General features: G+C 59.1%; 27 protein-coding genes. 18 read left to right on the top strand and 9 right to left on the bottom strand.

The genetic code is table 11. From position 1 onward, the window contains the following. Nucleotides 1-92: 92 nt before the first annotated feature. The 5 genes from EAH78_RS19095 (at nucleotide 93) to EAH78_RS19075 (ending at nucleotide 3,644) form a co-directional block, all read left to right on the top strand. Complete coding sequence (locus tag EAH78_RS19095) at nucleotides 93-887, top strand: hypothetical protein (protein ID WP_140668905.1); 795 nt, start codon at nucleotides 93-95, stop codon at nucleotides 885-887. Nucleotides 888-944: 57 nt separating this feature from the next. Next, complete coding sequence (gene yddG, locus EAH78_RS19090; protein WP_140668904.1) at nucleotides 945-1,868, top strand: aromatic amino acid exporter YddG; 924 nt, start codon at nucleotides 945-947, stop codon at nucleotides 1,866-1,868. Nucleotides 1,869-1,950: 82 nt separating this feature from the next. Next, nucleotides 1,951-2,622, top strand: coding sequence for a glutathione S-transferase family protein (locus tag EAH78_RS19085; protein ID WP_140668903.1), 672 nt, complete (start codon nucleotides 1,951-1,953; stop codon nucleotides 2,620-2,622). A gap of 43 nt (nucleotides 2,623-2,665) precedes the next feature. After that, complete coding sequence (locus tag EAH78_RS19080; RefSeq protein ID WP_140668902.1) at nucleotides 2,666-2,992, top strand: putative quinol monooxygenase; 327 nt, start codon at nucleotides 2,666-2,668, stop codon at nucleotides 2,990-2,992. Nucleotides 2,993-3,071: 79 nt separating this feature from the next. Further along, nucleotides 3,072-3,644: a hypothetical protein gene (locus tag EAH78_RS19075; protein ID WP_140668901.1), complete on the top strand. Its 573-nt coding sequence runs from the start codon at nucleotides 3,072-3,074 to the stop codon at nucleotides 3,642-3,644. A 3-nt stretch (nucleotides 3,645-3,647) separates the two neighbouring features. Here EAH78_RS19075 and EAH78_RS19070 read toward each other — a convergent pair whose 3' ends face one another. The 3 genes from EAH78_RS19070 to EAH78_RS19060 form a co-directional block, all read right to left on the bottom strand. Further along, nucleotides 3,648-4,364 carry an alpha/beta hydrolase gene (locus EAH78_RS19070; protein WP_140668900.1) on the bottom strand — a complete coding sequence of 239 codons (717 nt, stop codon included), beginning with the start codon at nucleotides 4,362-4,364 and terminating at the stop codon, nucleotides 3,648-3,650. A gap of 188 nt (nucleotides 4,365-4,552) precedes the next feature. Next, on the bottom strand, nucleotides 4,553-5,665 hold the full coding sequence (locus tag EAH78_RS19065; protein ID WP_140668899.1) for a succinylglutamate desuccinylase/aspartoacylase family protein: 1,113 nt from the start codon (nucleotides 5,663-5,665) through the stop codon (nucleotides 4,553-4,555). Between the two features lie 271 nt (nucleotides 5,666-5,936). After that, nucleotides 5,937-6,716: an ABC transporter substrate-binding protein gene (locus EAH78_RS19060; protein WP_140668898.1), complete on the bottom strand. Its 780-nt coding sequence runs from the start codon at nucleotides 6,714-6,716 to the stop codon at nucleotides 5,937-5,939. A 247-nt stretch (nucleotides 6,717-6,963) separates the two neighbouring features. On the opposite strand from EAH78_RS19060, the gene EAH78_RS19055 reads away from it, so the two are divergent. After that, nucleotides 6,964-7,608, top strand: coding sequence for a type 1 glutamine amidotransferase (locus EAH78_RS19055; RefSeq protein WP_140668897.1), 645 nt, complete (start codon nucleotides 6,964-6,966; stop codon nucleotides 7,606-7,608). 191 nt (nucleotides 7,609-7,799) lie between these two features. On the opposite strand, the gene EAH78_RS19050 is transcribed toward EAH78_RS19055, so the two are convergent. Continuing rightward, nucleotides 7,800-8,234 carry a rhodanese-like domain-containing protein gene (locus EAH78_RS19050; RefSeq protein ID WP_140668896.1) on the bottom strand — a complete coding sequence of 145 codons (435 nt, stop codon included), beginning with the start codon at nucleotides 8,232-8,234 and terminating at the stop codon, nucleotides 7,800-7,802. 101 nt (nucleotides 8,235-8,335) lie between these two features. Between EAH78_RS19050 and ftrA the strand changes: the two genes are divergently transcribed. Beyond that, on the top strand, nucleotides 8,336-9,310 hold the full coding sequence (gene ftrA, locus EAH78_RS19045; RefSeq protein WP_140668895.1) for a transcriptional regulator FtrA: 975 nt from the start codon (nucleotides 8,336-8,338) through the stop codon (nucleotides 9,308-9,310). Nucleotides 9,311-9,435: 125 nt separating this feature from the next. Here the strand turns inward: ftrA and cobF are convergent, their stop codons facing one another. Then, nucleotides 9,436-10,191 carry a precorrin-6A synthase (deacetylating) gene (cobF, locus tag EAH78_RS19040; RefSeq protein WP_140668894.1) on the bottom strand — a complete coding sequence of 252 codons (756 nt, stop codon included), beginning with the start codon at nucleotides 10,189-10,191 and terminating at the stop codon, nucleotides 9,436-9,438. Further along, entirely contained in the window at nucleotides 10,191-10,763 is a 573-nt protein-coding gene (locus EAH78_RS19035; RefSeq protein ID WP_140668893.1) for a histidine phosphatase family protein, read from the bottom strand. Before EAH78_RS19035 ends, cobF begins: the two co-directional genes overlap by 1 nt. 342 nt (nucleotides 10,764-11,105) lie before the next feature. Here EAH78_RS19035 and EAH78_RS19030 point away from each other — a divergent pair, with 342 nt between their 5' ends. The 8 genes from EAH78_RS19030 (at nucleotide 11,106) to EAH78_RS19000 (ending at nucleotide 17,331) form a co-directional block, all read left to right on the top strand. Further along, a complete protein-coding gene (locus EAH78_RS19030) occupies nucleotides 11,106-11,960 on the top strand; it encodes a MurR/RpiR family transcriptional regulator (protein WP_140668892.1) in 855 nt (284 codons plus the stop codon). Nucleotides 11,961-12,097: 137 nt separating this feature from the next. Next, complete coding sequence (locus tag EAH78_RS19025) at nucleotides 12,098-13,114, top strand: arginine N-succinyltransferase (protein WP_140668891.1); 1,017 nt, start codon at nucleotides 12,098-12,100, stop codon at nucleotides 13,112-13,114. A gap of 61 nt (nucleotides 13,115-13,175) precedes the next feature. Then, on the top strand, nucleotides 13,176-14,210 hold the full coding sequence (gene astA / locus EAH78_RS19020; RefSeq protein WP_140668890.1) for an arginine N-succinyltransferase: 1,035 nt from the start codon (nucleotides 13,176-13,178) through the stop codon (nucleotides 14,208-14,210). 176 nt (nucleotides 14,211-14,386) lie between these two features. Continuing rightward, the gene (locus EAH78_RS19015) at nucleotides 14,387-14,587 is read left to right on the top strand and encodes a hypothetical protein (protein ID WP_140668889.1); all 201 of its coding nucleotides are present in this window, start codon (nucleotides 14,387-14,389) and stop codon (nucleotides 14,585-14,587) included. 39 nt (nucleotides 14,588-14,626) lie between these two features. After that, nucleotides 14,627-15,403 (top strand): hypothetical protein, encoded by a 777-nt coding sequence (locus tag EAH78_RS19010; protein WP_140668888.1) that lies wholly within the window; start codon nucleotides 14,627-14,629, stop codon nucleotides 15,401-15,403. After that, on the top strand, nucleotides 15,400-16,059 hold the full coding sequence (locus EAH78_RS19005) for a transposase (protein ID WP_140668887.1): 660 nt from the start codon (nucleotides 15,400-15,402) through the stop codon (nucleotides 16,057-16,059). The genes EAH78_RS19010 and EAH78_RS19005 overlap by 4 nt, the downstream gene beginning before the upstream one ends. Before the next feature lie 18 nt (nucleotides 16,060-16,077). Further along, entirely contained in the window at nucleotides 16,078-16,254 is a 177-nt protein-coding gene (locus EAH78_RS32340) for a hypothetical protein (RefSeq protein WP_170219140.1), read from the top strand. A gap of 207 nt (nucleotides 16,255-16,461) precedes the next feature. Continuing rightward, nucleotides 16,462-17,331 (top strand): isocitrate lyase/PEP mutase family protein, encoded by an 870-nt coding sequence (locus tag EAH78_RS19000; RefSeq protein WP_140668886.1) that lies wholly within the window; start codon nucleotides 16,462-16,464, stop codon nucleotides 17,329-17,331. Nucleotides 17,332-17,456: 125 nt separating this feature from the next. Here EAH78_RS19000 and EAH78_RS18995 read toward each other — a convergent pair whose 3' ends face one another. The 3 genes from EAH78_RS18995 to EAH78_RS18985 form a co-directional block, all read right to left on the bottom strand. Then, nucleotides 17,457-17,759, bottom strand: a complete 303-nt coding sequence (locus EAH78_RS18995) for a hypothetical protein (protein WP_140668885.1) — start codon at nucleotides 17,757-17,759, stop codon at nucleotides 17,457-17,459. A gap of 467 nt (nucleotides 17,760-18,226) precedes the next feature. Further along, nucleotides 18,227-19,462: a M20/M25/M40 family metallo-hydrolase gene (locus tag EAH78_RS18990; protein ID WP_140668884.1), complete on the bottom strand. Its 1,236-nt coding sequence runs from the start codon at nucleotides 19,460-19,462 to the stop codon at nucleotides 18,227-18,229. Between the two features lie 100 nt (nucleotides 19,463-19,562). Beyond that, complete coding sequence (locus EAH78_RS18985) at nucleotides 19,563-20,636, bottom strand: diguanylate cyclase (RefSeq protein WP_140668883.1); 1,074 nt, start codon at nucleotides 20,634-20,636, stop codon at nucleotides 19,563-19,565. Nucleotides 20,637-20,828: 192 nt separating this feature from the next. On the opposite strand from EAH78_RS18985, the gene EAH78_RS18980 reads away from it, so the two are divergent. The 3 genes from EAH78_RS18980 to hglS all read left to right on the top strand — a co-directional run bounded on the left by EAH78_RS18980 (nucleotide 20,829) and on the right by hglS (nucleotide 24,769). Beyond that, the gene (locus EAH78_RS18980) at nucleotides 20,829-22,283 is read left to right on the top strand and encodes a flavin-containing monooxygenase (RefSeq protein ID WP_140668882.1); all 1,455 of its coding nucleotides are present in this window, start codon (nucleotides 20,829-20,831) and stop codon (nucleotides 22,281-22,283) included. A 22-nt stretch (nucleotides 22,284-22,305) separates the two neighbouring features. After that, on the top strand, nucleotides 22,306-23,253 hold the full coding sequence (locus EAH78_RS18975; RefSeq protein WP_140668881.1) for an alpha/beta fold hydrolase: 948 nt from the start codon (nucleotides 22,306-22,308) through the stop codon (nucleotides 23,251-23,253). 130 nt (nucleotides 23,254-23,383) lie between these two features. Beyond that, on the top strand, nucleotides 23,384-24,769 hold the full coding sequence (gene hglS, locus EAH78_RS18970; protein ID WP_140668880.1) for a 2-oxoadipate dioxygenase/decarboxylase HglS: 1,386 nt from the start codon (nucleotides 23,384-23,386) through the stop codon (nucleotides 24,767-24,769). The last annotated feature ends 10 nt before the right edge of the window (nucleotides 24,770-24,779 follow it).

Raw genomic sequence — 24,779 nt, 5'->3', positions numbered from 1 at the left:
CAAGCTTTGTATACAAAATCTCCTAATTCCTGGAGCAATCCTACGCCCGCAATGCTAACGTTAGCGCCCCCACTCAGGTCGGAGACGCGTGCGTGCTGATGCTTAAACTGCTGGTGATTCCCGGATTTCTGTTGCTGATTTCCCTGGCCGGTAAACGCTGGGGCCCGAGTGTGGCCGGCTGGCTGTCCGGGTTACCGGTGGTGGTCGGGCCGATTCTGTTCTTCCTCGCCATCGAGCAAGGTGAAGTGTTTGCCGCCCAATCGGCGACGGCCGCGTTGTCGGCGATGTTCGCGATGATTGCCTTCTGCGTGACCTATGCCCAAGTTGCCCAGCGCGCCAGTTGGCCGTTGGCGCTGGTGGTTTCGCTGTCCGTCTGGGCCTTGGCGGCTGTCATCCTGTCGCAGATCCCGCCATCCCTGGTGTTTTCGGTCATCGCCGCTGCGACTGCGCTGCTCGCCGCACCTTACCTGTTCCCCAAGGTGCAGCCGCTGGTGTCCGGCCCAGCACCGAAGTCCGATAAATTACTGCTGCGCATGATTGCCGGCGCCCTGCTCACCCTCGCCGTCACGCTGCTGGCCAGCACCGTCGGCGAACGCTGGAGCGGGTTGCTCGCGGTGTTCCCGGTATTGGGCAGCGTGATGGCGGTGTTTTCCCAACAAACCCGAGGCCCGGCGTTTACCGCCGCGTTGCTGCGTGCCACAGCCACGGGCATGTATTCGTTCGCGGCGTTTTGTCTGGTGTTGGCGTTGGCGTTGCCGCACATGGGGTTGACTGCGTTTGCCCTCGGTGTCGCGGTGTCAGTGGCGATGCTCGGTGTCACCCGGCAATTGCTGGCACGCCCGGTCAAGCCGACGACCGAGCCTGGAAGATCCGCGATCAACCGCTAAGCTCCTTTACAGCTGCGGGCCAGGATATCGCCCGTTCACCGTGCTGAAGGACCAGACATGAATCACGCTACGCTTCCCGTGCGCACTGCCCGTTCAGCGACCGCCATCGGCGTCATTGCAATATTCCTCTGGTCCTGCCTCGCGCTGCTGACCACCCTCACTAAAGGTATTCCGCCCTTTCAGCTGATGACACTTGGTTTCGGCGTGGCCTTCGCGGCGAGCGTGGTCATTCTGGGGCGACGCGGCATCGCTGGCTTCAGCAGCTGGCGACAACCCTGGGCCGTTTGGGCGACCGGGTTCAGCGGAATCTTCGTCTATCATGCGCTGTATTTTTTCGCGCTCAAGGCTGCGCCAGCGGCTGAGGCAAGCCTGATCAACTACCTCTGGCCGCTGTTGCTGGTGCTGCTATCGGCGTTCTCGGCCGGGGAAAAACTGCACAAGCGGCAGATGCTCGGCGCGCTGCTGGGGCTGGCCGGCACCGCTTTCATCATGCAGCAACACGCACCGGCGGCGGGTGCGGCGATGCCAGTGGCCGGCTATCTCGCGGCGTTTGGCTGTGCGCTGATCTGGGCCGTTTATTCGGTGTTCAATCGACGCTTCAGCGACGTGCCCAGCAACACCATCGGTGGCGTTTGCGGTCTGGTGGCCGTCGGCGGGCTGATCTGCCATCTGCTGTTTGAAACCACGGTCTGGCCGGATGCCGGTCAATGGGCCGCCATCCTCTGCCTGGGCCTGGGACCGGTGGGCCTGGCGTTTTTGGCCTGGGACCACGCCACCAAGCACGGCAGTCTGGCGACGTTGGGGGCGCTCTCCTACCTGGCGCCACTGATTTCCACCTTGCTGCTGATCACCGTGAGCGACAGCCAGGCCGGTCCGATCCTGATCGTGCCCGCGCTGTTGATCATCGGCGGAGCGGTGATTGCCACCACGCGATACACCGAGAAGCCTGTCGCAACACGTTCGATAACATCGAACGAGTAAAGCAACAACCTCGTACGTCAATCGAACAGGTTTCCCTCAACATCAGCCTCAGTTCAAAACCAACCCGACTGAGGCCTACACCATGAAATTCTTTTTCCACCCTTCGCCAAACCCGATGAAAGTTGCCCTGCTGCTTGAAGAGCTGCAAACGCCTTACGAATTGATCGGCGTCGACACCTTCAAGGGCGAGCAACACCTGCCAGCCTTTTTGGCGATCAACCCGAACGCCAAGGTTCCAGCACTCGTTGACGGCGACGCCACGGTATTCGACTCCCAGGCCATCCTGTTGCACCTCGCGCAAAAACATCAGCGCTTCCTGCCAACCACCGCTGCGGGGAATGCCGAGCTGCTGTCGTGGCTGATGTTCATCGCCACCGGCTTGTCGCCTTTCTCGGGTCAAGCGGTGCACTTCCTGCACCACGCGCCGGAAGACCTGGCTTACGCGAAAAACCGTTACCTGAAAGAAGTGGAACGTCACTACCGCGTACTCGACCAGCGCCTGACCGATCATCAATACCTGGCCGGCGACACCTACAGCATCGCCGACATGGCGCTCTGGGGCTGGGCCAACTACGCGCCGTACATCCTCGGCGAGAACGGCCTGGCGGCGTACCCGAACGTCAAGCGCCTGTTCGACGAAATCAGCGCCCGCCCTGCCGCCCAGCGTGCCCAGGGTTTGAAAGAGAAACTGGTGCTCAAGGCCGAGTTCGACGAAGAAACCCGTCGCAACCTGTTCCCGCAAAACCAGGCCTGACTGTCCAGATCCGCTTCCAACTCCAGCATTCGAAGGTGATGAAATGAGTGATCAAGTCGCGTTTATCGTTTACCTGCCGGCCAAACCCGAACGTTTCACCGAAACCAGGCAACGGCTGCTGGAGGTGGTGCACCAGATGTCTGCCGAACCGGATTTCGTCAACACCTGGGTCCATCAGTTGCAGGACGACCCGAACACCCTGGTGTTGTACGAAACCTGGAATTGCAGCAAGGAAGACTTCATCGCCCATCACCTGAGCAAGCCCTATCGCCAGGCGTACGAAGCGCTGTTGCCGGAGTTGCTGGCTGAGGATCGGCGGATCGAGTTTCTTGACGTGATCAACAGCTATCCGTCGCGCCGCGAGGTGTAAAGCGCTGCCGCGCTGGAATGCTGCACAAACTCCATGGGATGATCGCCCTCAAAGCGCGATCATCCCTGGAGTTTTTTGCATGTCACTGTTGAGTAAAAAAGCCGTTGTCCTGTTGCTGATGGCGGTTGCCAGTCTGGGCGCGTTGAATGCACAGGCCGCCAAGACCACGGCCGCTGCGCCTTCGTCCTCGCAGAAAGTCTCGATGCTGGGCGGCAAGTTCACCTTCTCCCTGCCCAAAGGCTTCACCGCCAACACGCTGCCGTCCAGCCCGTCGGGCGCCAGCGGCACCATGTACACCAACGAAACCACCAAGACCGTGGTGATCGCCGCGGAAAACAACCTGCCGGCAGACGTCACCGTAAAAGACAACGACAGCGCTTTTCTCGATGGCACGGCCGCCGATTTTGAAGCCGCACAACTCAAAGCCTTGCCTGACTTCAACAAACTCAGCGAAAAAAGCCTGACACAGAAAGCGTCAGGCCTGGGGCTGCGTCAAGTGGACAGCACTGCCACGCAAGGGGGCGGCATGACCCTCAACACCACGCTGATGGCGGCGTCGGGTAACCGCATGGCGGTGGTTCAGGTGATTTCCCGTCCGGGAGACATGGCCGCACACGAAACCTTGATCAAACAGATCGTCAGCGGCAAATAAACCTCAGGGATTGAGGCGCTGCAGCCAGGCGTTCAGATCATTAATCTCGGCCTCACTGATGTTGTGGCCGAGTCCTTCGTAGCCATGAAACTCGGGCTTCAGCGACAGGCTCTTCAGCAGGTTGTCGGCGTCTGTACCGTCCTCGTACGGCAGGCGATTGTCCTCTTTGCCATGACCGATGAAGATCGCCAGTTTCTGGAGACTTTCATCCGGTTTGAGTGCGGATTTGAGCACCGGCAGAATCCGCCCGCTCAACGCCGCAATCCCACCGACCGCCTCGGGGTGACGCAGCGCCACTTCGTAGGACATGATCGCGCCCTGGCTGAATCCCACCAGGAACACCTTGTCCGGTTCGGTGTGATATTTCTTCGCCGCTTGCGCGATGAAATCCAGCAGGACCTGGCCGCTGGTCTTCAAGTCACCCGTCTTGCCGTTATAGGCGCCCTCGCCCTTCTTGTTAAACCACTGGTAGCTGCCCTCTTCCAGGGTCATCGGCGCCCGCACTGACAGGTAGGTGTAAGTCGCGGGCAGATCATCCTTGATGCCGAACAAGTCCTGCTCGTTGCTGCCGTAACCGTGGAGGAAAATCACCAGTGGCTGGTGTTGCGACGCAGCGTTGGTTTGTTCCAGGTACTTGAGGGGCAGATCGGTCTGTAGCGGGGTTTGGGCGTGGACCGTGGCGGATGCCAGAAGCATCAGCATGGCGAGAAATTTCAACATTGGCCTTCCTTTACAGGGAGCAGGATTCGGGAGGGAGCCTAGCACTGTGAGGCTTGCCGGGGGGTTGGATGTTGCTGATGCCGCCTTCGCGAGCAAGCCCGCTCCCACATTTGATCAGTGTTGCCTCGGTCAAATGTGGGAGCGGGCTTGCTCGCGAAGGGGCCCTATGAGGCATCAGAGACTCCGGATCAGTCGTTGATGAGCTTGCCCACCCGAATCGGCTCACGCCCCGCCACTTTCGCCTGCCACGTCCCCGGCTGCGTATACCGCCCGCGATCAATCGCAAACAACACGCCGCTGGTCCCGGCGCGCACGGTGGTCGCCCGGTCATTCAACGGGTCTACCACTTCAAACAGTGCATCACCGCGCTCCACCCATTCACCAGCGTCGCGCAGGAAACTCACCACTCCATGATGCGGCGCGAACAGGTACTCAGTGCCTTCGAACGGCATGCCTTCACAGCATTCGCTCGGTGCCGCCGGCCAGTCGCCCTTGATGAATCCCTGCTCGGCCAGGAAGCCGAGGATGGCCTCGCAGTTGGCCTGTGCCTGATCAACCCGCGTGTCGCCCATGCTGCCCAACTCCAACGTCGTCGCCAGGTTGGCCGGGGGAATGGCGGCGTCAGGAAACGCCCGCGCCAGACGCAACCACGGCGAAGAACAGGATTCGTCGAACGAACTGCCACCGGAATCTTCACACAACAACGCCACGCCAGCCTTCAACCGCGCCGCCAGGGATTGCCACTGCGGCCAGTGCTGCGGCAAGGCATAGATATGAATCGCCGCGTCGAAATCACAATGCAGATCGAGGGTTATCTCGGCATCGCACGCATGGCGCAACAGCAAGCGGTGCATGGCTTCAAGTTGCGAGGCCGGTGCCGGCAGACCGTCAAGCACCTGGCCCATGGTCTGGCGAATCAGGGCAATGTTGGCCTGCGCATCATCGCCTAATTGGTCACCGATCAACGCGGCTACCGGTGCGCTGAGCTCGACAAACGAGCGGTTGAAATTCTTGCCGCTGCCCAGTTCAAAGCGGCCCATGTGGCTGCCTTGCAGGTGCTGATCCAGACCGATCGGGTTAGCCACCGGCACCAGTTCGATCACGCCTTGCAGTTGGCCTTGGGTTTCCAGTTCAGCCAAGCGCTTCTTCAACTCCCACGCCGTGCGCATGCCCGGCAGTTCGTCCGCATGCAGGCTGGCCTGGATGTAGACCTTGCGCGTGCCCGCGCCGTAACGAAATACGCTGAGGGTACGTTCGGTGCCCAGGTGGCTCCAGGGCAGTGAATGGTCGATGCGTTGCATGGTGAACTCCTGATGCCTGAACGGTGGTGAAAATCACCTGAGGGAAGAGCCTTTGTGGCGAGGGGGCTTGCCCCCGTTCGGCTGCGAAGCAGTCGTAAACGCGGTTTATCGCTGAAACGCTGGGGCCGCTTCGCAACCCAACGGGGCGATGCGGCGTTCCGACAAGCCCCCTCGCCACAATGGCTCGTTCCCACAGGGTTCTCTGTTGCTAGAGAATGCACAAAAAAAATGGCAACCGCGTCAACGGTTGCCACTTTTTTGAACGGCGTGATTACTCGCCGTAAACGTCAAACTTGAAGTACTTGTCCTGCACTTGCTTGTACTTGCCGTTGGCGCGGATTTCGGTGATCGCCGCGTTGAACTGATCGGCCAGGGCAGTATCGCCCTTGCGCACGGCAATGCCGGCGCCGCCACCGAAGTACTTCGGATCGTTGTACTCAGGGCCTACGAAGGCGAAACCTTTACCGGCGTCGGTTTTCAGGAAACCGTCGTCCAGGTTGACCGAGTCGGCCAGCAGCGCGTCAACGCGGCCAGAGACCATGTCCAGGTTGGCTTCTTGCTGGGAGCCGTAGCGAACCAGTTGGATGCCGGCCGGCACCAGCACTTCGGTGGCGAAGCGGTCGTGGGTACTGGCGCGCAGTACACCGACTTTCTTGCCTTTGAGATCGGTCAGCGGGTCCTTGACGTCGGTGCCTGCCTTCATCACGAAGCGCGCCGGCGTGTGGTAGTACTTGATGGTGAAATCGACGTTCTTCTTGCGGTCATCAGTGATGGTCATGGACGACAGGATCGCGTCGATTTTCTTCACTTTCAATGCCGGGATCAGGCCGTCGAATTCCTGCTCGACCCACGTACATTTGACTTTCATCTGCTCGCACAGCGCATCGCCGATGTCCACGTCGAAACCGGTCAGTTTGCCGTCAGGGGTTTTCATCGAGAATGGCGGGTAACCGGCTTCAATACCGATGCGGATCGGCTTGGCGTCTTCGGCCACAGCGGTCAGGGACAACATCGACAGTGCCAGGGCACCGAACATCACTAGCTTTTTCATTTATAACTCCCGTGTGCGGAGACTTTTATTGGCAGCTTACGATTGGCATTCGGCCGGTGAAAACCGAAGAGGCCGGCAGTCTAGAGTGGCTTCAAATGGGCAAATTGTGTTTAAGCGACAAATACTTACATAAAAGTGGCTCGTGTAATGGAGTCCCTTGAAGTGTGCGCCACGGCGGTGCACAGACTGTAGGACAAGCTCCTTTTTCAGACAAACCCTACGCGCAAAAAACGACAGAGAAATCCTGATGCCAACACTGAATCTGATCCAGCACCATCCCGCCGAAGGACCCGGAGCGATTGCTGACTGGGCCATGTCCCGGGGACTGACGCTGAACATCTTTCGCGCCGACCTTGGCCAGTTGCCGCCCGTGAATGCGGCACCGATGATGGTGTTGGGCGGGCCTTATGAATCCAATGCCGGGCCGGCCTGGCTGGAAGCTGAACGGCAGTGGCTGGCGGGCAGCCTGCATCAGGGTGCTCCGGTGTTTGCGATTTGTCTGGGGGCGCAGTTACTGGCGTTGAGTCTGGGCGGACAGGTGCGGCGGATGGATCAAACCGAAACCGGCTGGACTGAGGTGACGTTCGCCGATGGCCAGCGATTGAAGGTGCTGGAGTGGCACGAAGACGCGATCGATCTCCCGCCCGGCGCGCAATTGCTCGCCAGCAGCGCGCAATGCGAACAGCAGATGTATCGGGTGGGGCCGACACGAGTGGGGTTGCAGTTCCATCCGGAGTGGAATGCCGAGTCGGTGGCGATGCTCAATGAGCACTTTGGTGAGGAGTCGCCGCTGCCTCGGGGTGAACCCGACAGCGCCGCTTACACAGCCGTTTATGACTGGTTGCAGGCGACGCTGGATGGGTGGTGGGCGGCGTCCTCAACCCTTCGCTGAACGCGAGAATTTGAGGCTCTGAGGTCAGAGGGCTTTTGTGGCGAGGGAGCTTGCTCCCGCTGGGTCGCGAAGCGGCCCCAAAACCGGTAACCGCAGTGCATCAGGCACACCGCGTTCTCCTTGATTACGACTGCTTCGCAGCCGAGCGGGAGCAAGCTCCCTCGCCACAATTGATCACCGTTGGCTGTGCGTCAGCATTCGCAGCCAATAACAGCATTGGCCGGACGCTGCACCACCACCTTCAACTCAAACCCTTCATCCAGCCACCCCGTCACGCCGCCGATCATTTCCTTGACCGGGTAACCCAGCGCCGCGAGCTTCACGGCGGCCTTGTTGGCGCCGTTGCAATGTGGACCCGCGCAATACACCACGAATAAACTGTGTTTCGGGTAAACCGCCAGGCCTTCAGCGGTGAGCAATCGCCCCGGAATATTGATCGCGCCCGGCACGTGGCCACGCTCGAACGCCAAAGGACCGCGCACGTCCACCAGCACAAAGTCCACCTCGCCGGCCTGTTGGCTGCCGTGGACGTCGGAACAATCGGTTTCGAAGGTCAGGCGATTGCTGAAATGCATCAGGGCGATGGCCGAAGGGGCGGCGGGGATTTCGCGAACCAGGCTGGTCATGTTCTGTACTCCGAAGTGCGGGTGGGTGTGACAAGACTTTATCCGCCCGTCACTTGCCGCTAAAGTGGCGCACAAGACACTCACCGGGAACTTTCCGCCAAATGCATCCCAACCCTGGATTGGTCGCGATTCTGGCCTACGACGGCCTCTGTACGTTCGAGTTCGGTATTGCCGTGGAGATCTTCGGTCTGGCGCGACCCGAGTTCGACTTCCCGTGGTACGAACACCGGATTGTCGCCGTGGATAAAGGCCCGATGCGCGCCATGGGCGGCATTCAGGTGCTGGCCGATGGCGGCATGGAGCTGCTCGAAGTCGCCCGGACCATCATCATTCCCGGCTGGCGTGACCGTAACGCCTCAGTGCCCGAGCACCTGCTCGACGCCCTGCGAAAAGCCCATGCCCGGGGTGCGCGATTGCTGTCGATCTGCTCCGGTGTGTTTGTGTTGGCGGCGACCGGCCTGCTAGACGGGCGCGGCGCTACCACCCATTGGCGCTACACCTCTGAACTGGCGGAGCGTTTTCCGCACATTCTGGTAGACCCGGAAGTGTTGTATGTCGACTCAGGCCAACTGATCACCTCGGCCGGCAGCGCGGCGGGGATCGATGCCTGCCTGCACCTGGTGGCACGGGATTTCGGCACGCAGGTGGCAAACTCGGTGGCGCGACGGCTGGTGATGTCGCCGCAACGCACCGGCGGCCAGGCGCAGTTTATTCCGACACCGGTCAGCCCGACGCCGCGCAGCGATGTGTCACGCGTCATGCAATGGGCGCGAGAGCGTTTACATCAACCGCTGGAGGTTCGTGAACTGGCGAGCGAAGCGGCGATGAGTGAGCGGACATTTCTGCGTCGGTTTACCGAGGCCACCGGGATGCCACCCAAAGCGTGGTTGCAGCATGAGCGATTGGCCCGGGCCCGAGCGTTGCTGGAGAGCACCGGGCAGAACACAGATCAGATTGCCGAGCAGTGCGGGTATCGGTCGGTGGAGAGTTTTCGGGTGGCGTTTCGAGGGGTGGTGGGTGTGCCGCCGTCGGTGTATCGGGAGCGGTTTGGGCGTGGGGTCAAAGCGATAATCTAAGGTGGCTTTTAAGGCCCCTTCGCGAGCAAGCCCGCTCCCACATTAGACCGCATTCCTCTGGGGGATCTCGGTTAAATGTGGGAGCGGGCTTGCTCGCGAAGGCGTCGGCTCAAACACCGCTGATCTCAAGGCTTACGAAGCAGATAGGTATCCATAATCCACCCATTCGCCAGCCGAGCCGCCTTGCGCACCCGCTCAATCTCATCCGCGACCTCTTCAAGCTTGCCGCTGATCAAAATCTCATCCGGCGTTCCCAAATAAGCCCCCCAGTAAATCTCGGTCTGAGCATCGGCCACCTGACGGTAGGCATCCTGCGCATCCAGCATCACCACCACACTGTCCACCTCACCCACCTGCCCCGCCGCCAACCGGCGCCCGGTGGTGATTTCAATCGAGCGACCGATGCGATTGAGCGGCACTTTATGCTGCGCCGCCAACGCCTGGACGCTGGTAATGCCGGGGATCACCTCGAACTCGAACACACAGCGACCCGTCGCCAGGATCGCCTGCAAAATCCGGATCGTGCTGTCGTACAACGCCGGATCGCCCCACACCAGGAAACCGGCGCACTGCTCGTCAGTCATTTCCTCGTTGATCAGCCGTTCGAAGGTCAATTGCTTGGCAAGGTTGAGGTCTTCGACACTGCTCGTGTAGTCCACTTCACCGCGCTCACGCTCGGGGCTGTGGGCTTCGACGAAGCGATAATCGTGATCGGTGATGTAGCGCTCGCAGATATCCCGGCGCAGGTCGATCAGTGAATGTTTGTCCGGGCCCTTGTCCATCAGGAAAAACACATCGACGAGGTTCAGCGCCTTCACAGCCTGTATCGTGACGTAGTCGGGGTTGCCGGCGCCGATGCCGATGACCAACAGTTTTCTCATCAGAGCACTCCTTGGGCATCAGTGCCGAGCAAGCGTAGACGCCAGCGGCCGGTGAACCGCAACTCAATGGCTGACAGCGGTTCAACGTCGATCTGGTTGAACGCCGCAGCCTGCAATACCTGGGTGAGCGCAGCGCGAATGACAAACGGATGGGTGACCGCAACAACATGCCCCGCACTTGCCTCAAGGGTGTGTAGCCACTGCGCCACGCGCTGACCCAGTTGCGCCACCGACTCACCGCCATGGGGCGCCGAGGTCGGGTCATCGAGCCAGGCCTGGAGCGCCTCGGGTTGTGATGTTTGCAGGTCATCAACGTGTACGCCCTGCCACTGTCCGAAGTCGCAATCACTCAAGGCGGTGACCACTTCAACTTCATCGCCAAACAGTGCGGCCGTTTGTCGGGTCCGCAATTCCGGACCGCAGAGTAAACGTGGCGTCCCTTTGAATGCGTGACGACGCGAACCCTTCGCCGATTGCCAATCCATTTCCAGCGGTTCATTCGTAGGAAAATACGCCAATTTCTGTGAGACGGTTCGAGCGTGACAAATCAAGGTCAAACGGGTTGTTTGCACGGATAAACACCCTGGCGATCAAACGGAAAACGGCAATGCGCCGACGATATTTATCAGATTGTGCCGCAAGAAGCCCGGTCCAGGGCGTTTCCTTTCAACCGGCACGCCTGGCTTGCCCCTTCAACGGACCGGTGAAATTCGGCAATCTCCGACATGGTTATGGGCGATAGCCTACAAGCATTGTCGACTACCATGTAGCCCCTGTAACACGCAGGTTTCGCTCTGTTTTGGGGCCTGGAAAAAGCATGGGAAAATTCACTAGACATGTAGAGTCCGCTACATAAATACTCTTTTGGCAATTAATGAAATGAAACCGACACACCCATCCAGCAAGGAGCCCGGATGCCTGTTTTGAGAGACCTGATTACCGATGCCGGCCTGGAACTGACGCCGTCGGAACGCAAGGTCATCCGTGCCTTGCTGGACCAGTACCCGCGTAACGGTCTTGGCCCGATGTCTCGCTTGGCCGAACATGCCGGGGTCAGCGATCCCACCATCGTACGGCTGGTGAAAAAACTGGGCTTCAGCGGTTATGCCGATTTCCAGAATGCCCTGCTCAGTGAAATGGACCACCGCTGGCGGTCGCCCAGCGCCCAGTTGCAACCTCGCCCTGATTTGCCTAAAGGCGATACTTGGAGTCACTCTCTGGAGCACAGCCATCGAGCGCTGGAAGATACCCATGCACTGACGCAGCCCGAAGACATCCGGATACTCGTCGAGTGGCTGCTCGACACGCGCCATCAGGTGCATTGCTTTGGCGGCTGTTTCAGCAGTTTCCTCGCCCACTATTTGCTCAACCACCTGCGGCTGCTGAGACCCGGCTGTTTTGCCCTGGAAGACAACGCTCAACTGCCGGACCACGTGTTCGACGTGCAACGCCAAGACGTGGTGTTGGTGTTCGACTACCGCCGCTACCAGTCGCGAACCTTGCGCTTGACCAGCGCCGTCAAGAATCAATACGCCCGAGTGGTGCTGTTTACTGACATCTATGCTTCACCGCTGCGCGAGATGGCGGACCTGATCATCAGTGCGCCAGTGGAGTCGGTGTCGGCATTCGACACCCTGGTGCCCGCGCTGGCCCAGGTGGAGGCGTTGATTGCCTGCCTGACCTTGCGCAGCGCTGACCTTGCCGAGCGCCTGGAAGGCATCGACGCCCTGCGCGGCGAATTCGACACCCATCTGCTGGAGGAACAATAAGGATGTTTGCGCCCCCCCATCGCAGCCTCTGTCCGGCGGTTGGCTTTATCATCGTCGCGACAATCAAGCGTGGAAACCGACAGTGACCGTCAGGTTCGGTGCCAATCACCGAACCCTTTGATACAAGGAGTGCAGCCATGCTGGTCTTACGCCCAGTCGAGTTAACCGATCTGCCCCAGTTGCAACAACTGGCGCGCGACAGCCTGGTGGGCGTTACGTCGTTGCCCGACGACACCGAACGCCTGCGCCTGAAGATTATCGATTCCTGCGCCTCATTCGAAAAAGACGTTGAGGCACAGGGTCCGGAAAATTACTTCTTCGTGCTGGAGGACCTGGCGGTCAAGCGCCTGGTGGGTTGTTCGGAGCTCCTGGCCACCGCCGGGTTCAACGAGCCTTTCTACAGCTTGCGCAACCGCAATTTCAACAGCGCTTCCCGGGAACTGAACATCGAACATGGCGTGCCGGCGCTGTCGCTGTGCCAGGACCTCAACGGTCACACCTTACTGCGCGGCTTCCACATCGATACCGCGCTGGTGCGCACTGCATTTTCGCAGTTGCTGTCACGGGCACGGCTGTTATTCATCGCCGCCCATCCGCAGCGCTTTGCCGACGCGGTCATCACTGAAATCGTCGGCTACAGCACCGATGAGGGGCAATCGCCATTCTGGGACGCGGTGGGCAAACACTTTTTCGACCTGCCTTACACCGAGGCCGAACGGCTGTGCGGCCTGGAAACCCGGACCTTCCTCGCCGAGCTGATGCCGCAGTACCCGATCTACGTGCCGATGCTGCCTCAGGCGGCACAGGACTGCATTGGCCGGATTCACCCGGACGGCCAGGAGGCCTTCGATATTCTTGAACGCGAAGGCTTTGAAACCAACAGCTACATCGACCTGTTCGACGGTGGCCCGACCCTGTATGCGCGCACCTCGAACGTGCTCTCCATCACCCAAAGCCAGACCGGCACGGTGCAACTGCGCTCATCCATCGATGCACGCGGTCGCTACCTGGTGAGCAACGATGCGCTCGAAGGCTATCGCGCGATCGTCGTCGAACTGGATGTTCAAACCGGGCAACCGGTGGGGTTGAGCACCGAGATGTGCCAGGCACTGAACGTGACCGATGGCAGCCCGATCCGGCTGATCGCCCTGTGAGCATCACCCGGCCCCGTGCCCAACGACAGCGCCCGAACTGGCGCGAAGAAGGAGCTGCATCATGATCGTCCGCCCGGTTCGCGTCACCGACCTGCCCGCCTTGATGGATCTGGTGCAACAGGCCGGCCCCGGGTTCACCACCCTGCCAGCCAACGAAGATCGCCTGACCCACCGAGTGCGCTGGGCCCAGCGGACGTTCGCCGAACAGGTGGAGCGTGCGGATGCCGATTACCTGTTTGTGCTGGAAGATGACGATCAGCAAGTGGTCGGCGTCAGTGCAATGGCTGGGGCCGTGGGCCTGCGTGAACCCTGGTACAACTATCGGGTGGGGCTGACGGTCAGTTCTTCGCCGGATCTTGGGATACAGCGGCAGATTCCGACCTTGTTTCTGAACAACGAAATGACCGGCCAATCGGAGCTGTGTTCGCTGTTCCTGCGCCACGATCAACGCCAGGGTACGAACGGTCGCTTACTGTCGCTGGGGCGTCTGCTGTTCGTCGCCGAATTCCCGCAGCTGTTCGGCGACAAACTCATCGCCGAACTGCGTGGCAGCGCCGACGAGCATGGCTGTTCGCCCTTCTGGGACAGCCTGGGCCGGCACTTCTTCAAAAAGGAATTCAGCCACGCCGACCACCTGTCGGGGCTGGGCAGCAAGTCGTTCATCGCCGAACTGATGCCGCGCCAACCGCTCTACACCTGCCTGCTGACGGAACAGGCCCAGGCAGTGATCGGCAAAGCGCACCCGAACACCGAACCGGCGATGAAAATCCTCAATGCCGAGGGTTTTGCCCACCAGGGTTACATCGACATCTTCGACGCCGGGCCGGTGATTGAAGCGCCGGTGGCGAAAATCCGCACCGTGCGCGACAGCCAGGCGCTGGTACTGGCCATTGGCACACCCGACGAACAGGCACCGGTGTGGCTGATCCACAACCGCCGCCTGGAAAACTGCCGCATCACCGTTGCCAAGGCGCGCATGATCGGCAACAGCCTGATCGTCGACCGCCTCACCGCCAAACGCCTGCAACTGCAACCCGGTAATTCGGTGCGTGCGGTGCCTTTGTTGAGGCAACAGCAGCAGGCGGTGGCTGCGTAATCGTGCGGCCTCGGTGTAACAATCGATATAAGAACAGTGTTTCGCCATTACGGTATCTGCCCCTTTGAAAACATCCAATAACAACTGACAACATCAACTAACAACTACTAAATTGCCTTTGGAAGTCGCCCTCCCCATACTAAAAACACACACCAACCACATCAAACGAGCCAACCATGCAAAAACTGACAGGAAACTGGTCTGACACCCCGACATTTTGCGCAGCCACAAATATGATTAACACCCCCACACAAACAAACAGCAGCATCAATTGCTGGGGAACAACACCCCGCCTGAATATCGGAAACATTCACGAAATAAAGAAATATTGGCAGCGGGCGGAAGTGCCAGACACATCGAGCAACTCCGCCACCTGATCGCCTGAGCTTGGAAATAAATACGAAGCAGGCTATTTCATGATCACAACACTTTTAAACGACGCCTTATCACCCGACGAACTGATAACAACTTTAAAAACGCTGAACACATCCGCCGACATTCATAACCTAGTCAGTTTGCTGCACAACCAATCCGATCAGCTCCATGACACCTCTAAAGGTGCAGCGATCATGAAGTCAACAAACACCCATACCGGAACATTGACACTGTACTGCAACAAAAATGGGAACATTAGTCTCAAAGTACCTGATCGCGCATCGCCTTCCCCCCTGTTGTACACCGTTCCAGGCAAGAGCGTTTTATTTGCCATCAACGACCAGTCATTTCCTGTCCAGCTCTTTGGGGTAGAAGCCAGCCATCTGATCATTGGACAGCAGGTCATTGTCGACGCGAACAACCCTTTATTCATCGACGGCACGAAGGTCCTGTTCGACAGCAACCCAACAGGCGACGGGCACGTGGCCTTTATTGGCAGTATCAACCTGCCGGACAGAAGTGCAGACATCGGGGTATTTGATCGTGCCACACGCTGCAAAGTCGCCTGGTTCCCCCATGACGACAGTGCCGCACGCTATCTGGTGAGTCTTGAGTTACTCGAAGCCGCACAGGATCCAGGGGCCGTCAAAGTGGCCGAAGAATTGATTTATCACTATCACCCCGCCGTCGCCTGGAAAGCCTTTCAGGTGATACAGCAAACCAATCCGCAAACCGCACTGAATTTCGTGCCACTGTTGAGAAACCTGCAAAACAGTCGCCTGAACTATTTACTCGACCAGCAAAGTGAAGTGGCATGAAATTGCAGACGTTTGTTGAGCGTGTGTTGGCGTACGATCTGGAGCGAGACACGTCAAAAATAATAGAGGACCTTCGTCGACTGGCTACCAACCGTAGATTGTTGAGCGAGCATCTTTACAACACCGTTCAACAAGAGGGTTTCAGCACAAAAAATAGTCTTTACAGCGCCTACGCCTTTGTACTGCATTACAACGACCTGTTTACTGTTCGATTGGGTTTTTGGTCGCCGGTCTCGTCCCAAGACGAAAGCGAAACATTTATCTATGACTTGAATCACACCCACGATTTTGAAATGTATGCCGTGGGTTACAGCGGCGACGGGTATACAACGGTCATTCGCGAAATACTTGATGACACACCGATTCGTGCCGGAACAATTCCAATACTCGGTGAAGAGCGAGTGCTTAAACTCGCACCGGGCGAAGTCCTGCACATGCCTCCACTGAAAGAAATACATAGGCAGCTTCCACCCAACCTAATGTCCGCATCGTTGAGTCTACTTATTCATCCTCTACGGTCGGAGCGAAACGAAGAAGCCTGGTGCTTCGATGAAAACTACAGACCGACTTATCCCGGTATTGCAAAGCAGGAAACAGCATTCTTTGAAGATTCGCTGTCACTGCTTAATAACGGTAGCCATTCGTTACCCCAATGAAAATAAAAGGAAAAACCTATGAACAAGCTGATGAAAAACTGGAATGAAACCCCACTGCTGCGTGCAGGTACCAACGTGATCAACACGCCGGTCAAGAGTACGCTGGCTTCGCCTTGCGGCAGCATGACCATTCGCTTCAACGTGGGCAATATCCACGAAATCAAGAAAATCTGGAGCGTGCCGGCCCAAGGCTGAAACCTGCTCGTTAAACGCATCAGCAAGGCTGCAGACTGACAAAGGTCTGCACCTTTTTATGAATTCAGAGGCGTTTCTGATTAAAAAGACTCCGCGCCGCTGCAAATTCGTCATCATTATTCCACCGCCAGCGTGATAGCCTTTTGTTCCTTCGGCGTTGACACTTTTGCTCAAGCCCTTCCATTCAATTGCAGTGGTGGAACTCGTATGTCCAGGCTTTCCCATCAAGATTTGCGCCGTAACTTCCGCGAACTGTTCGCTTCCAGCACCTGCTATCACACGGCTTCGGTCTTCGACCCGATGTCAGCCCGCATTGCCGCTGACCTGGGTTTTGAAGTGGGGATTCTGGGCGGCTCCGTCGCATCGTTGCAGGTGCTGGGCGCCCCCGACTTTGCGTTGATCACCCTCAGCGAGTTCGCCGAACAGGCCACCCGCATTGGCCGCGTCGCGCAATTGCCGGTCATCGCCGACGCCGACCATGGCTACGGCAACGCGCTCAACGTAATGCGCACCATCGTCGAACTCGAACGCGCCGGCATCGCCGCACTGACCATCGAAGACACCCTGTTGCCGGCACAATTCGGCCGTAAATCCACCGACCTGATCGGGGTCGCGGAAGGCGTGGGCAAGATCCGCGCCGCGCTGGAAGCCCGGGTTGATTCGGAAATGGCGATCATCGCCCGCACCAACGCCGGCATCCTGCCCATCCAGGAAATCATCAGCCGCACCCAGCAATACCAGGCCGCCGGGGCGGACGGGATCTGCATGGTGGGCGTGCAGGACTTCGACCAACTGGAAAAAATCGCCGAGCACCTGAGCGTGCCGCTGATGCTGGTCACCTACGGCAATCCGGCGCTGCGTGACGACAAACGCCTGGCCGAACTGGGCGTGCGGGTGACCATTGATGGGCATGGCGCTTACTTCGCGGCGATCAAGGCGACGTACGACAGCTTGCGCGAGCAGCGGCAGATCTTTACCCAGGCGTCAGACTTGAGCGCTACGGAACTGACGCATACGTATACGCAGCCTGAGGATTACATTCGTTGGGCGGAAGAGTTTATGCGTGTGAAGGAGTGATGGTTTCGCCCGTTTAGCTGTATTGCCGGTCTAGGCCCCATCGCGGGCAAGCCACGCTCCTACATTTGAAACGCATTGCCCTTTGGGAGCGTGGCTTGCCCGCGATGGGGCCGGTCGCAACACCGCTAGATTGCAGTCTTGAACCCCTCCTCCCGCTGCAACGCCCGTGCCCGGACCACATCCAGAATCGCGCACCCTTCACGCATCAGCAGATGCACCGCCCCGGTGACACGCGTCAGATCACAGTCTGAAATCCCTTTGAGGCCAAGGCTGGACAAGGTGTCCGCGAGATCACGAACCACGGAAAAGCGATGCGCCGCGCAGGCTGCGAGGTCGCTGAGTTCTTTGTGGGTATTGATGAAGAGCACCGGACTTTCGGCGTCGTAGGTGTCGATGGGGAGGTAACGAGGCATTACTTGGTCGTGCATGGTTGTAACTCCTGTAATTAGAGCAACCACCTTTCGCGGCCAAACGAAGGTGGCAGCCGTACGCGGGTTGGCCGACCGGTTACAGGACTCCGGCACACCCGAAGGTGTCCCACGCACAGCCGCCATAACACGATGTTTCAGGTGAAGATCGCCTGAACGGTGCTAGGTAGCTGGACGTTCCTGTATCCGACCGGCCAAGGTCGTTCGCGGTAATTTCCGCGAGCCCGAACTATAGGGGTCGATACCGAAACGCGGCAACAGGGTACGTTGTAGGAAACGTCTTGGAAAGTTGTGCGCCACATGATGATCGTTGCCCGACGATGGACGGAACGCTATTTCACCGACACCCAAAAAAACCTGTGGCGAGGGAGCTTCTCCCGCTGGGTTGCGAAGCGACCCCAAAGAATGGGCCTGCTGCGCAGTCCAGCGCGAGCAAGCTCCCTCGCCACAGGGTAAGATCGTGCGGCTTACTGCTTGGTCAACTCCATAATCATCCGCGACAACAGATAAATCCGCGGCGCCACGCTTTCAACCTCGGCGTACTCCTCAGGCGTATGGATATTCCCGCCGACAATCCCGAACCCATCCAGCGTCGGCGTGCCCACACTGGCCGACAGGCTGGCATCTGCTGCCCCGCCGCTGCCTTCCTCGGTCAACTTGCGACCAATTTCTCCGTAAATACCCTGCGCCATGGCCATCAACCGATCGGACTCCGCCGTCTGCGGCATCGGTGGTAACCCGCGCTGAAGGGTGGTGGTGACTTCGGTATCCGCAATCAGCTTGTCCTTGGAAACCCGCGCCAGATCCTTCTCGATCCGCTCGAATTCTTCCGGCACTGCCGCCCGCACGTCAGCCTTGGCCGTGGCCTGGTCCGGGATCACATTGGTTCGGTCGCCCGCCTTGAGCACGGTGAAATTGATGGTGGTTTTCTTCTCTTCATCGCCCAACTTGCCGAGTTGCAGAATCTGATGCGCGGCTTCCATGGCCGCGTTGCGCCCCAATTCGGGTGCGACACCGGCGTGAGCAGCTTTGCCTTTGACTTCCACCACCGCCGTCGCGCTGCCTTTGCGCCACACCACCAAACCATCCGCCGGGCGGCCCGGTTCGAGGTTGAGGGTCACGTCGTGGGCCTTGGCGGTTTTCTTGATCAGGTCGGTGGCGACGTCGGAGCCGGTTTCTTCGCTGGCGTCGAGCAGGAACGTGATCTGCGCGTAGTCCTTGAAGTCGAGGTTTTTCAGGACTTTCAGCGCATAGATCCCGGCGACAATGCCGCCCTTGTCATCCATCACGCCCGGCCCATAGGCGCGGCCGTCCTTGATGTGGAACGGGCGCTCGTCGGCGGAGCCTTCCTTGAAGACGGTGTCCATGTGCGCCATCAGCAGGATTTTCGCCTTGCCAGTGCCTTTCAGCGTCGCGATCACGTGGCTGCTTTTGTCGGGTGTGTTGGGCACCCGTTCGATGGTGGCACCGAGCTTTTTCAGTTCATCGGTGGCGATGTCACGCACTTGCGTCAGGCCGGGCTCATAGCCGGAACCGGAGTCGATATTGACCAGCCGCTCCAGCAGTTTCAGGGCTTCACCCTTGTATTGCTCGGCATCGGCGAGGACTTGTTTGTGGGGTTCGGCGAAGGCTGCAGGAGCGAAGGCGCCGAGGGCGAGGGTCAGACTGGTGGCCAGCAGGGAGCGAGGGAGATGGAGCGTCATGAATCGGTCCTTGTTTCGTGTCGGGGTCAAAAACACCCTAACTGACTACGACGCAAGGCTCTAGACCGAATGCAACACACACGAACCCGTGGCCGAAGGGTCAGACCGGATCGAGCAATTCGCGATACGGCTTGCCATTGGTGCGGCAGATCACGCGATTGCGGCCCGTGGTCTTGGCTTCATACAACGCCTGATCCGCATCGTTAAGCCATAAAGTCGCATCGGTATGCGCCGAACTGAAAGCCGCCAGACCAATACTTAAACTGACTTTCAACGCCGGGCTCTGCTCGTAACCCAACGTGGCAAAGCGGTCGCGCAAGGCTTCCATCGTCGCGGCGGCACTGTTCAACGGCATGTCCGGCAGTATCACGCAGAACTCGTCGCCGCCATAACGCCCGGCCACATCGGCGGCGCGCAGGTTCTGCTTGAGCATTTTACTCAACTGGCGCAACACGATGTCCCCGGCGACGTGGCCGTAAGTGTCATTGATCGCTTTGAAATGGTCGATGTCGATGAGCGCAATCGCCCCGCCCTGCTGTAGGCGTTGGCAGCGCTGGAATTCGACTTCGAGTTGATCCTTCCAGGCGCCATGGTTCAGCAGGCCAGTCAGGCTGTCAGTGCGACTCAGCGCCAGCAATTCGCGCTTTTGTCGGCCGAGGGTGGTGGCCTGACGAAAGCAAATCCAGCCCAGCGCCATGGGATACAGAATCAGCAAGGGCATGCAGGCGAACATCTGCAACGGCGTTGTCGACGGAATGAACGCAGGGGTAAACGCCAGCCACCCCACTCCCATCCCGAGTATTTGCGCGACGGCGCCCACCAGCAGGAATCGCAAGCCGCCAATGGCGACATTGTTCATCGCCATCATCGACAGCGTTGCAACGCTGGGCAGTGGATTGAACTGCATGGCCGCCACCCAGAAACCGCCGAGAAAGGCGTCGACCAGGATGTTGCGGTGCTCGGCGTGAAACGGCACCTTGGCCCGACGCGCCCATTGATAGGCAACGTGCGGCCACAACACGCCGTTGAACAGCATCAGCCCCCACACCCACGGAGCCGGGTCGAGTGGGTACATCGCCGTGCTCACGCACAACAATCCCAAGGCCAGGCCCAGGGTTCGCGATGTATAAAGCCTCCTGGCCAATGAAAGTCCTTTCCCCGCTTTTGCCACCATAGGGCCTCTGCGCCACTGAACGGAACCTGATAACACCGGGCTTGCAGGTGCGTTTGAAGTCTATCAGGGCGACGTTAAATAGCCATCACCGGTGAGCGGTCTGAATACTGGAGTATTGTCGCGAGGCGAGTCCCCAATGTTTGGCTATACATGAAGGGCGGGTTCCATCAATAACCATAAAAAAGGAGGCCCATGCAGACCTTTCAAGTGTTGATCATCGGCAGCGGTTTTGGCGGTCAGTGTGCGGCGATCAATTTGCTCAAGGCTGGCATCGACGAATTTCGCCTGTTGGAACGGCGGGACTTTTTTGGCGGCACCTGGTGCCAGAACACCTACCCCGGCGCGGCGGTGGATGTACCTTCGCCCCTTTATTCGCTGTCCTTTGCGCCCTATCGCTGGACGCAAATGTTCGCCGAACAGGCGGAACTGCACCACTACACCCAGTACGTGGTGGAACACTTCGGCCTGCGCGACAAGGTGGAACTGGAGGCCAATGTCAAACGCATCGAATGGGATGACGCCAACAAACGCTGGGCAGTGCACACCGGCAGCAAAGGCACGTTTTACGCACAGTTCCTGATTAATGCGACGGGGCCATTGAGCCAACCGGTCGTCCCGCATTTCGAAGGTGTGGACCGCTTTCAGGGCAAGACCTTTCACACCAACAACTGGGACCATTCCTACGATTACCGGGAAAAACGCGTGGCCATCGTCGGCAGCGGCGCCAGTGCCGCGCAGGTCATCCCGGCGATTGCCCCGAACGTCGAGCACCTGCATGTGTTTCAACGCACCCCGCACTGGGTGTTGCCAAGGGCCGACCGCGCGTTTGGCCCTTTCCAGCGTTGGCTGCTGGGTCTGAAACCGGCCTACAAACTGCTGCGCTGGATGATCTACTGGCAATTCGAAACCCGGGTGATTGCCTTCAAATACTCGAAACCGGCGATTCGCCTGGTTCAGCAACAGGCCCTGCGCTTCCTCAAGCGCCAGGTGCCGGACCCCGAATTGCGCCGAAAACTGACACCGGACTTCACCATCGGCTGCAAACGCGTGCTGGTCTCCAGCACCTATTACCCGGCGCTGAGCCGCCCCAACGTGACGTTGCACAGTCGCGAACAGGGCATCGCTTCCATCGATGAAACCGGCATCGTCACTCAGGACGGCCAGCACATCGACCTCGACCTGATCGTCTGGTCCACCGGTTACGACGCCACTGACGGGGTGATTTCCTACCCCGTCACCGGCAAACACGGCACCCGACTCAAGGACGTCTGGGCGCAATACCCGCGGGCCTACCTGGGCACCAGTCTGCCGGACTTCCCTAACCTGTTTATCGTCACCGGCCCCAACACCGGCATTGGCCACACATCGGCGCTGTTTATCATCGAATCGCAGATGAATTACATCCTCGACTGCATCCGTACGTTAAAAGCACAGGGTTTACGCAGCATTGAAGTACGCCCCGAAGCGGAACGTACCTACACTGAAATGATCCACAGGGAAATGGAGCGCACCGTTTGGAAGTCTGGAGGCTGTCACAGCTGGTATCAAAGCAAGAGCGGTCATGTGATCGCCATGTTTCCGGGGTTTAGTTTCAGCTATTACCGATTGACCCGGGCCTTGAAACCCGCCGACCACATCTTGTCCTGATTACGTTTAAGGAAGTCATCCGATGCTGCTATTGGTCGTCATTCTCGCGGTTATCGTGGCCTGGAGCTGGTTGAGCTACCCGGCCATCGGTTATTGGCTGTACGACTGGAACATGGCAATCGAGGCCAAGCTGTATCGGCTGCACAAGATCGTCGTGCCGATCAGCGAAATGACCGTCTCGACCTGGCAAGGCGGGCCGTATGAAGCGTCCAGCAGTGTGTTGATGCTGCACGGCTATAGCGCCGACAAGAACCTGTGGCTGCGCTTCGCCCGGCATTTTGTCGGCACGCATCGGGTGATCATTCCGGACATTGCCGGCCATGGCGAAACCGGCTTCAAGGCCGGTGGCGGCTATGACATTCCATTGCAAGCCAAGCGGATGATCCAGCTGCTCGACGTCTGCGGGGTCGAGAAGGTGCATGTGATCGGCAACTCCATGGGCGGCTACATCGCGGCGTGGCTGGCGGCCACCTACCCGGACAGGATCGCCTCTGTGGCGCTGATCGACCCGGCCGGGGTCACTGCGCCCGAGGCCAGTGATCTGGAGCGGCATCTGGCCAAGGGGCACAACCCGTTTCTGATTCACTCGCGCGAAGAGTTTCGGCGCTTCTACGCCATGACCATGGCCGAACCGCCGTGGGTGCCCGGCGTGGTGCTGGACGCCGTTGCCCAGCGCTATGAACAAAGCCGCGATGAGCTGGAAGAGATCTTCAACGACTTCCGCGCCAGCCCGCCGATGGAACCCAAACTGGCCGACATCAAGTGCCCGGCACTGTTGCTGTGGGGGCACAAGGACCGTTTGATCGACGTCAGCAGCGTGGCCGTCTGGAGTAAAGGTATTGTCGATCTGCGGGTGCATATCTGGGACCACATCGGGCACATGCCGATGGTCGAACAGCCGGCCAATACAGCACGGCTATATCGCGAGTTCCTGGGGTCGCTGCGCACGGAAAGCCGTTCTCATTTATAGCGCCTATAGCGGCGGGTGTGTAAGCAGTCCTGGGGAGAATGAAGTCCGTAAGATTCTTCGTTTGTCGGCGCCGCTGAAGGCTGCGATCTTTTCGCACATCCTTTACGTTACCGCGCCGGGAAATTCTTTCATGAGCCAGTCACCCTTCGTCAGTCCTGACCTGATCCGTCAACGCTTCTCCAAAGCGATGTCCGACATGTACCGCGAAGAAGTGCCGTTGTACGGCGCGCTCATGGAACTGGTTGAGCAGACCAACCAATACGTGCTGGACAACGACCCGCAGATCGCCCGCCAGTTGAACAGCACCGGTGAAATCGAACGCCTGGACCTGGAGCGCCACGGTGCCATCCGCGTCGGCACCGCCGCAGAACTGGCCACCCTCGCCCGTTTGTTCGCGGTGATGGGCATGCAACCAGTGGGTTACTACGACCTGACCCCGGCCGGTGTGCCGGTGCACTCAACAGCGTTTCGCGCGGTGCACGAAGACGCGTTACAGGTCAGCCCCTTCCGCGTATTCACCTCGCTGTTGCGCCTGGAACTGATCGAAGACCTGGAACTGCGCACCTTCGCCCAGTCGGTGCTGGACAAGCGCCAGATCTTTACCCCGGCAGCGCTGAGCCTGATCGAACGTGCGGAAACCGAAGGTGGCCTTACTGAGCAAGAAGCACAGCAGTTCGTCGAACAGGCGCTGGAAACCTTCCGCTGGCACCACAGCGCCACGGTTACCGCCGAGCAATACCAGAAACTCAGCGCTCAGCATCGCTTGATCGCCGACGTCGTGGCCTTCAAAGGCCCGCACATCAACCACCTGACCCCGCGTACGCTGGACATCGACATCGTCCAGGCGCAAATGCCGGCCCATGGCATCACCCTTAAAGCGGTGATCGAAGGCCCACCCCGCCGCCAGTGCCCGATTCTGCTGCGTCAGACCAGTTTCAAGGCGCTGGACGAACCGGTTGCATTCACCGACCAAGACGAAACCCGTAGCAGCCACAGCGCGCGCTTCGGCGAAATCGAGCAGCGTGGAGCCGCGCTGACACCCAAGGGACGAGCGTTGTACGACCGTTTACTCAACGCCGCTCGGGACGAGTTGAAAGACTTCCCCAATGAAGCCAATGCCGCCCGCTACATCGCGCTGATGACGCAGCACTTTGGCGAATTCCCTGACACCTACGAAGGCATGCGCCGACAGGAACTGGCGTACTTTCGCTACTTCGTGACGGAAAAAGGCCTGGCGGCGGATGCGCTGGAATCGTTGTCGCTGGAAGACTTGCTCGACGGCGGGTATCTGCGGGTTGAACCGCTGGTGTATGAGGACTTCCTGCCGGTGAGTGCGGCGGGGATATTCCAGTCGAACCTGGGGGACACGGCGCAAACCCACTATGGCGTGCATTCGAATCAGCAGGCGTTCGAGCAGGCGCTGGGGCGATTGACGATTGATGAGTTGGGGTTGTATGCCGAGACACAGCGGCGTTCGGTTGAAGAATGCTATGCCACGTTGGGCCATGCGATCTGAAACCAAACGT

It is taken from the genome of Pseudomonas arsenicoxydans, assembly GCF_006438915.1.
In the GTDB taxonomy this organism is placed as follows: domain Bacteria; phylum Pseudomonadota; class Gammaproteobacteria; order Pseudomonadales; family Pseudomonadaceae; genus Aquipseudomonas; species Aquipseudomonas arsenicoxydans_A.
This window is presented reverse-complemented; position numbering and strand designations above follow the sequence as displayed.

Bases quoted from the DNA above. Each gene is read 5' to 3' on its own strand.
- yddG (WP_140668904.1), top strand. From the start codon at position 945: ATGAATCACGCTACGCTTCCCGTGCGCACTGCCCGTTCAGCGACCGCC.
- EAH78_RS19085 (WP_140668903.1), top strand. From the start codon at position 1,951: ATGAAATTCTTTTTCCACCCTTCGCCAAACCCGATGAAAGTTGCCCTG.
- EAH78_RS19080 (WP_140668902.1), top strand. From the start codon at position 2,666: ATGAGTGATCAAGTCGCGTTTATCGTTTACCTGCCGGCCAAACCCGAA.
- EAH78_RS19075 (WP_140668901.1), top strand. From the start codon at position 3,072: ATGTCACTGTTGAGTAAAAAAGCCGTTGTCCTGTTGCTGATGGCGGTT.
- EAH78_RS19070 (WP_140668900.1), bottom strand. From the start codon at position 4,364: ATGTTGAAATTTCTCGCCATGCTGATGCTTCTGGCATCCGCCACGGTC.
- EAH78_RS19065 (WP_140668899.1), bottom strand. From the start codon at position 5,665: ATGCAACGCATCGACCATTCACTGCCCTGGAGCCACCTGGGCACCGAA.
- EAH78_RS19060 (WP_140668898.1), bottom strand. From the start codon at position 6,716: ATGAAAAAGCTAGTGATGTTCGGTGCCCTGGCACTGTCGATGTTGTCC.
- EAH78_RS19055 (WP_140668897.1), top strand. From the start codon at position 6,964: ATGCCAACACTGAATCTGATCCAGCACCATCCCGCCGAAGGACCCGGA.
- EAH78_RS19050 (WP_140668896.1), bottom strand. From the start codon at position 8,234: ATGACCAGCCTGGTTCGCGAAATCCCCGCCGCCCCTTCGGCCATCGCC.
- ftrA (WP_140668895.1), top strand. From the start codon at position 8,336: ATGCATCCCAACCCTGGATTGGTCGCGATTCTGGCCTACGACGGCCTC.
- cobF (WP_140668894.1), bottom strand. From the start codon at position 10,191: ATGAGAAAACTGTTGGTCATCGGCATCGGCGCCGGCAACCCCGACTAC.
- EAH78_RS19030 (WP_140668892.1), top strand. From the start codon at position 11,106: ATGCCTGTTTTGAGAGACCTGATTACCGATGCCGGCCTGGAACTGACG.
- EAH78_RS19025 (WP_140668891.1), top strand. From the start codon at position 12,098: ATGCTGGTCTTACGCCCAGTCGAGTTAACCGATCTGCCCCAGTTGCAA.
- astA (WP_140668890.1), top strand. From the start codon at position 13,176: ATGATCGTCCGCCCGGTTCGCGTCACCGACCTGCCCGCCTTGATGGAT.
- EAH78_RS19015 (WP_140668889.1), top strand. From the start codon at position 14,387: ATGCAAAAACTGACAGGAAACTGGTCTGACACCCCGACATTTTGCGCA.
- EAH78_RS19010 (WP_140668888.1), top strand. From the start codon at position 14,627: ATGATCACAACACTTTTAAACGACGCCTTATCACCCGACGAACTGATA.
- EAH78_RS19005 (WP_140668887.1), top strand. From the start codon at position 15,400: ATGAAATTGCAGACGTTTGTTGAGCGTGTGTTGGCGTACGATCTGGAG.
- EAH78_RS32340 (WP_170219140.1), top strand. From the start codon at position 16,078: ATGAACAAGCTGATGAAAAACTGGAATGAAACCCCACTGCTGCGTGCA.
- EAH78_RS19000 (WP_140668886.1), top strand. From the start codon at position 16,462: ATGTCCAGGCTTTCCCATCAAGATTTGCGCCGTAACTTCCGCGAACTG.
- EAH78_RS18995 (WP_140668885.1), bottom strand. From the start codon at position 17,759: ATGCACGACCAAGTAATGCCTCGTTACCTCCCCATCGACACCTACGAC.
- EAH78_RS18990 (WP_140668884.1), bottom strand. From the start codon at position 19,462: ATGACGCTCCATCTCCCTCGCTCCCTGCTGGCCACCAGTCTGACCCTC.
- EAH78_RS18985 (WP_140668883.1), bottom strand. From the start codon at position 20,636: ATGGTGGCAAAAGCGGGGAAAGGACTTTCATTGGCCAGGAGGCTTTAT.
- EAH78_RS18980 (WP_140668882.1), top strand. From the start codon at position 20,829: ATGCAGACCTTTCAAGTGTTGATCATCGGCAGCGGTTTTGGCGGTCAG.
- EAH78_RS18975 (WP_140668881.1), top strand. From the start codon at position 22,306: ATGCTGCTATTGGTCGTCATTCTCGCGGTTATCGTGGCCTGGAGCTGG.
- hglS (WP_140668880.1), top strand. From the start codon at position 23,384: ATGAGCCAGTCACCCTTCGTCAGTCCTGACCTGATCCGTCAACGCTTC.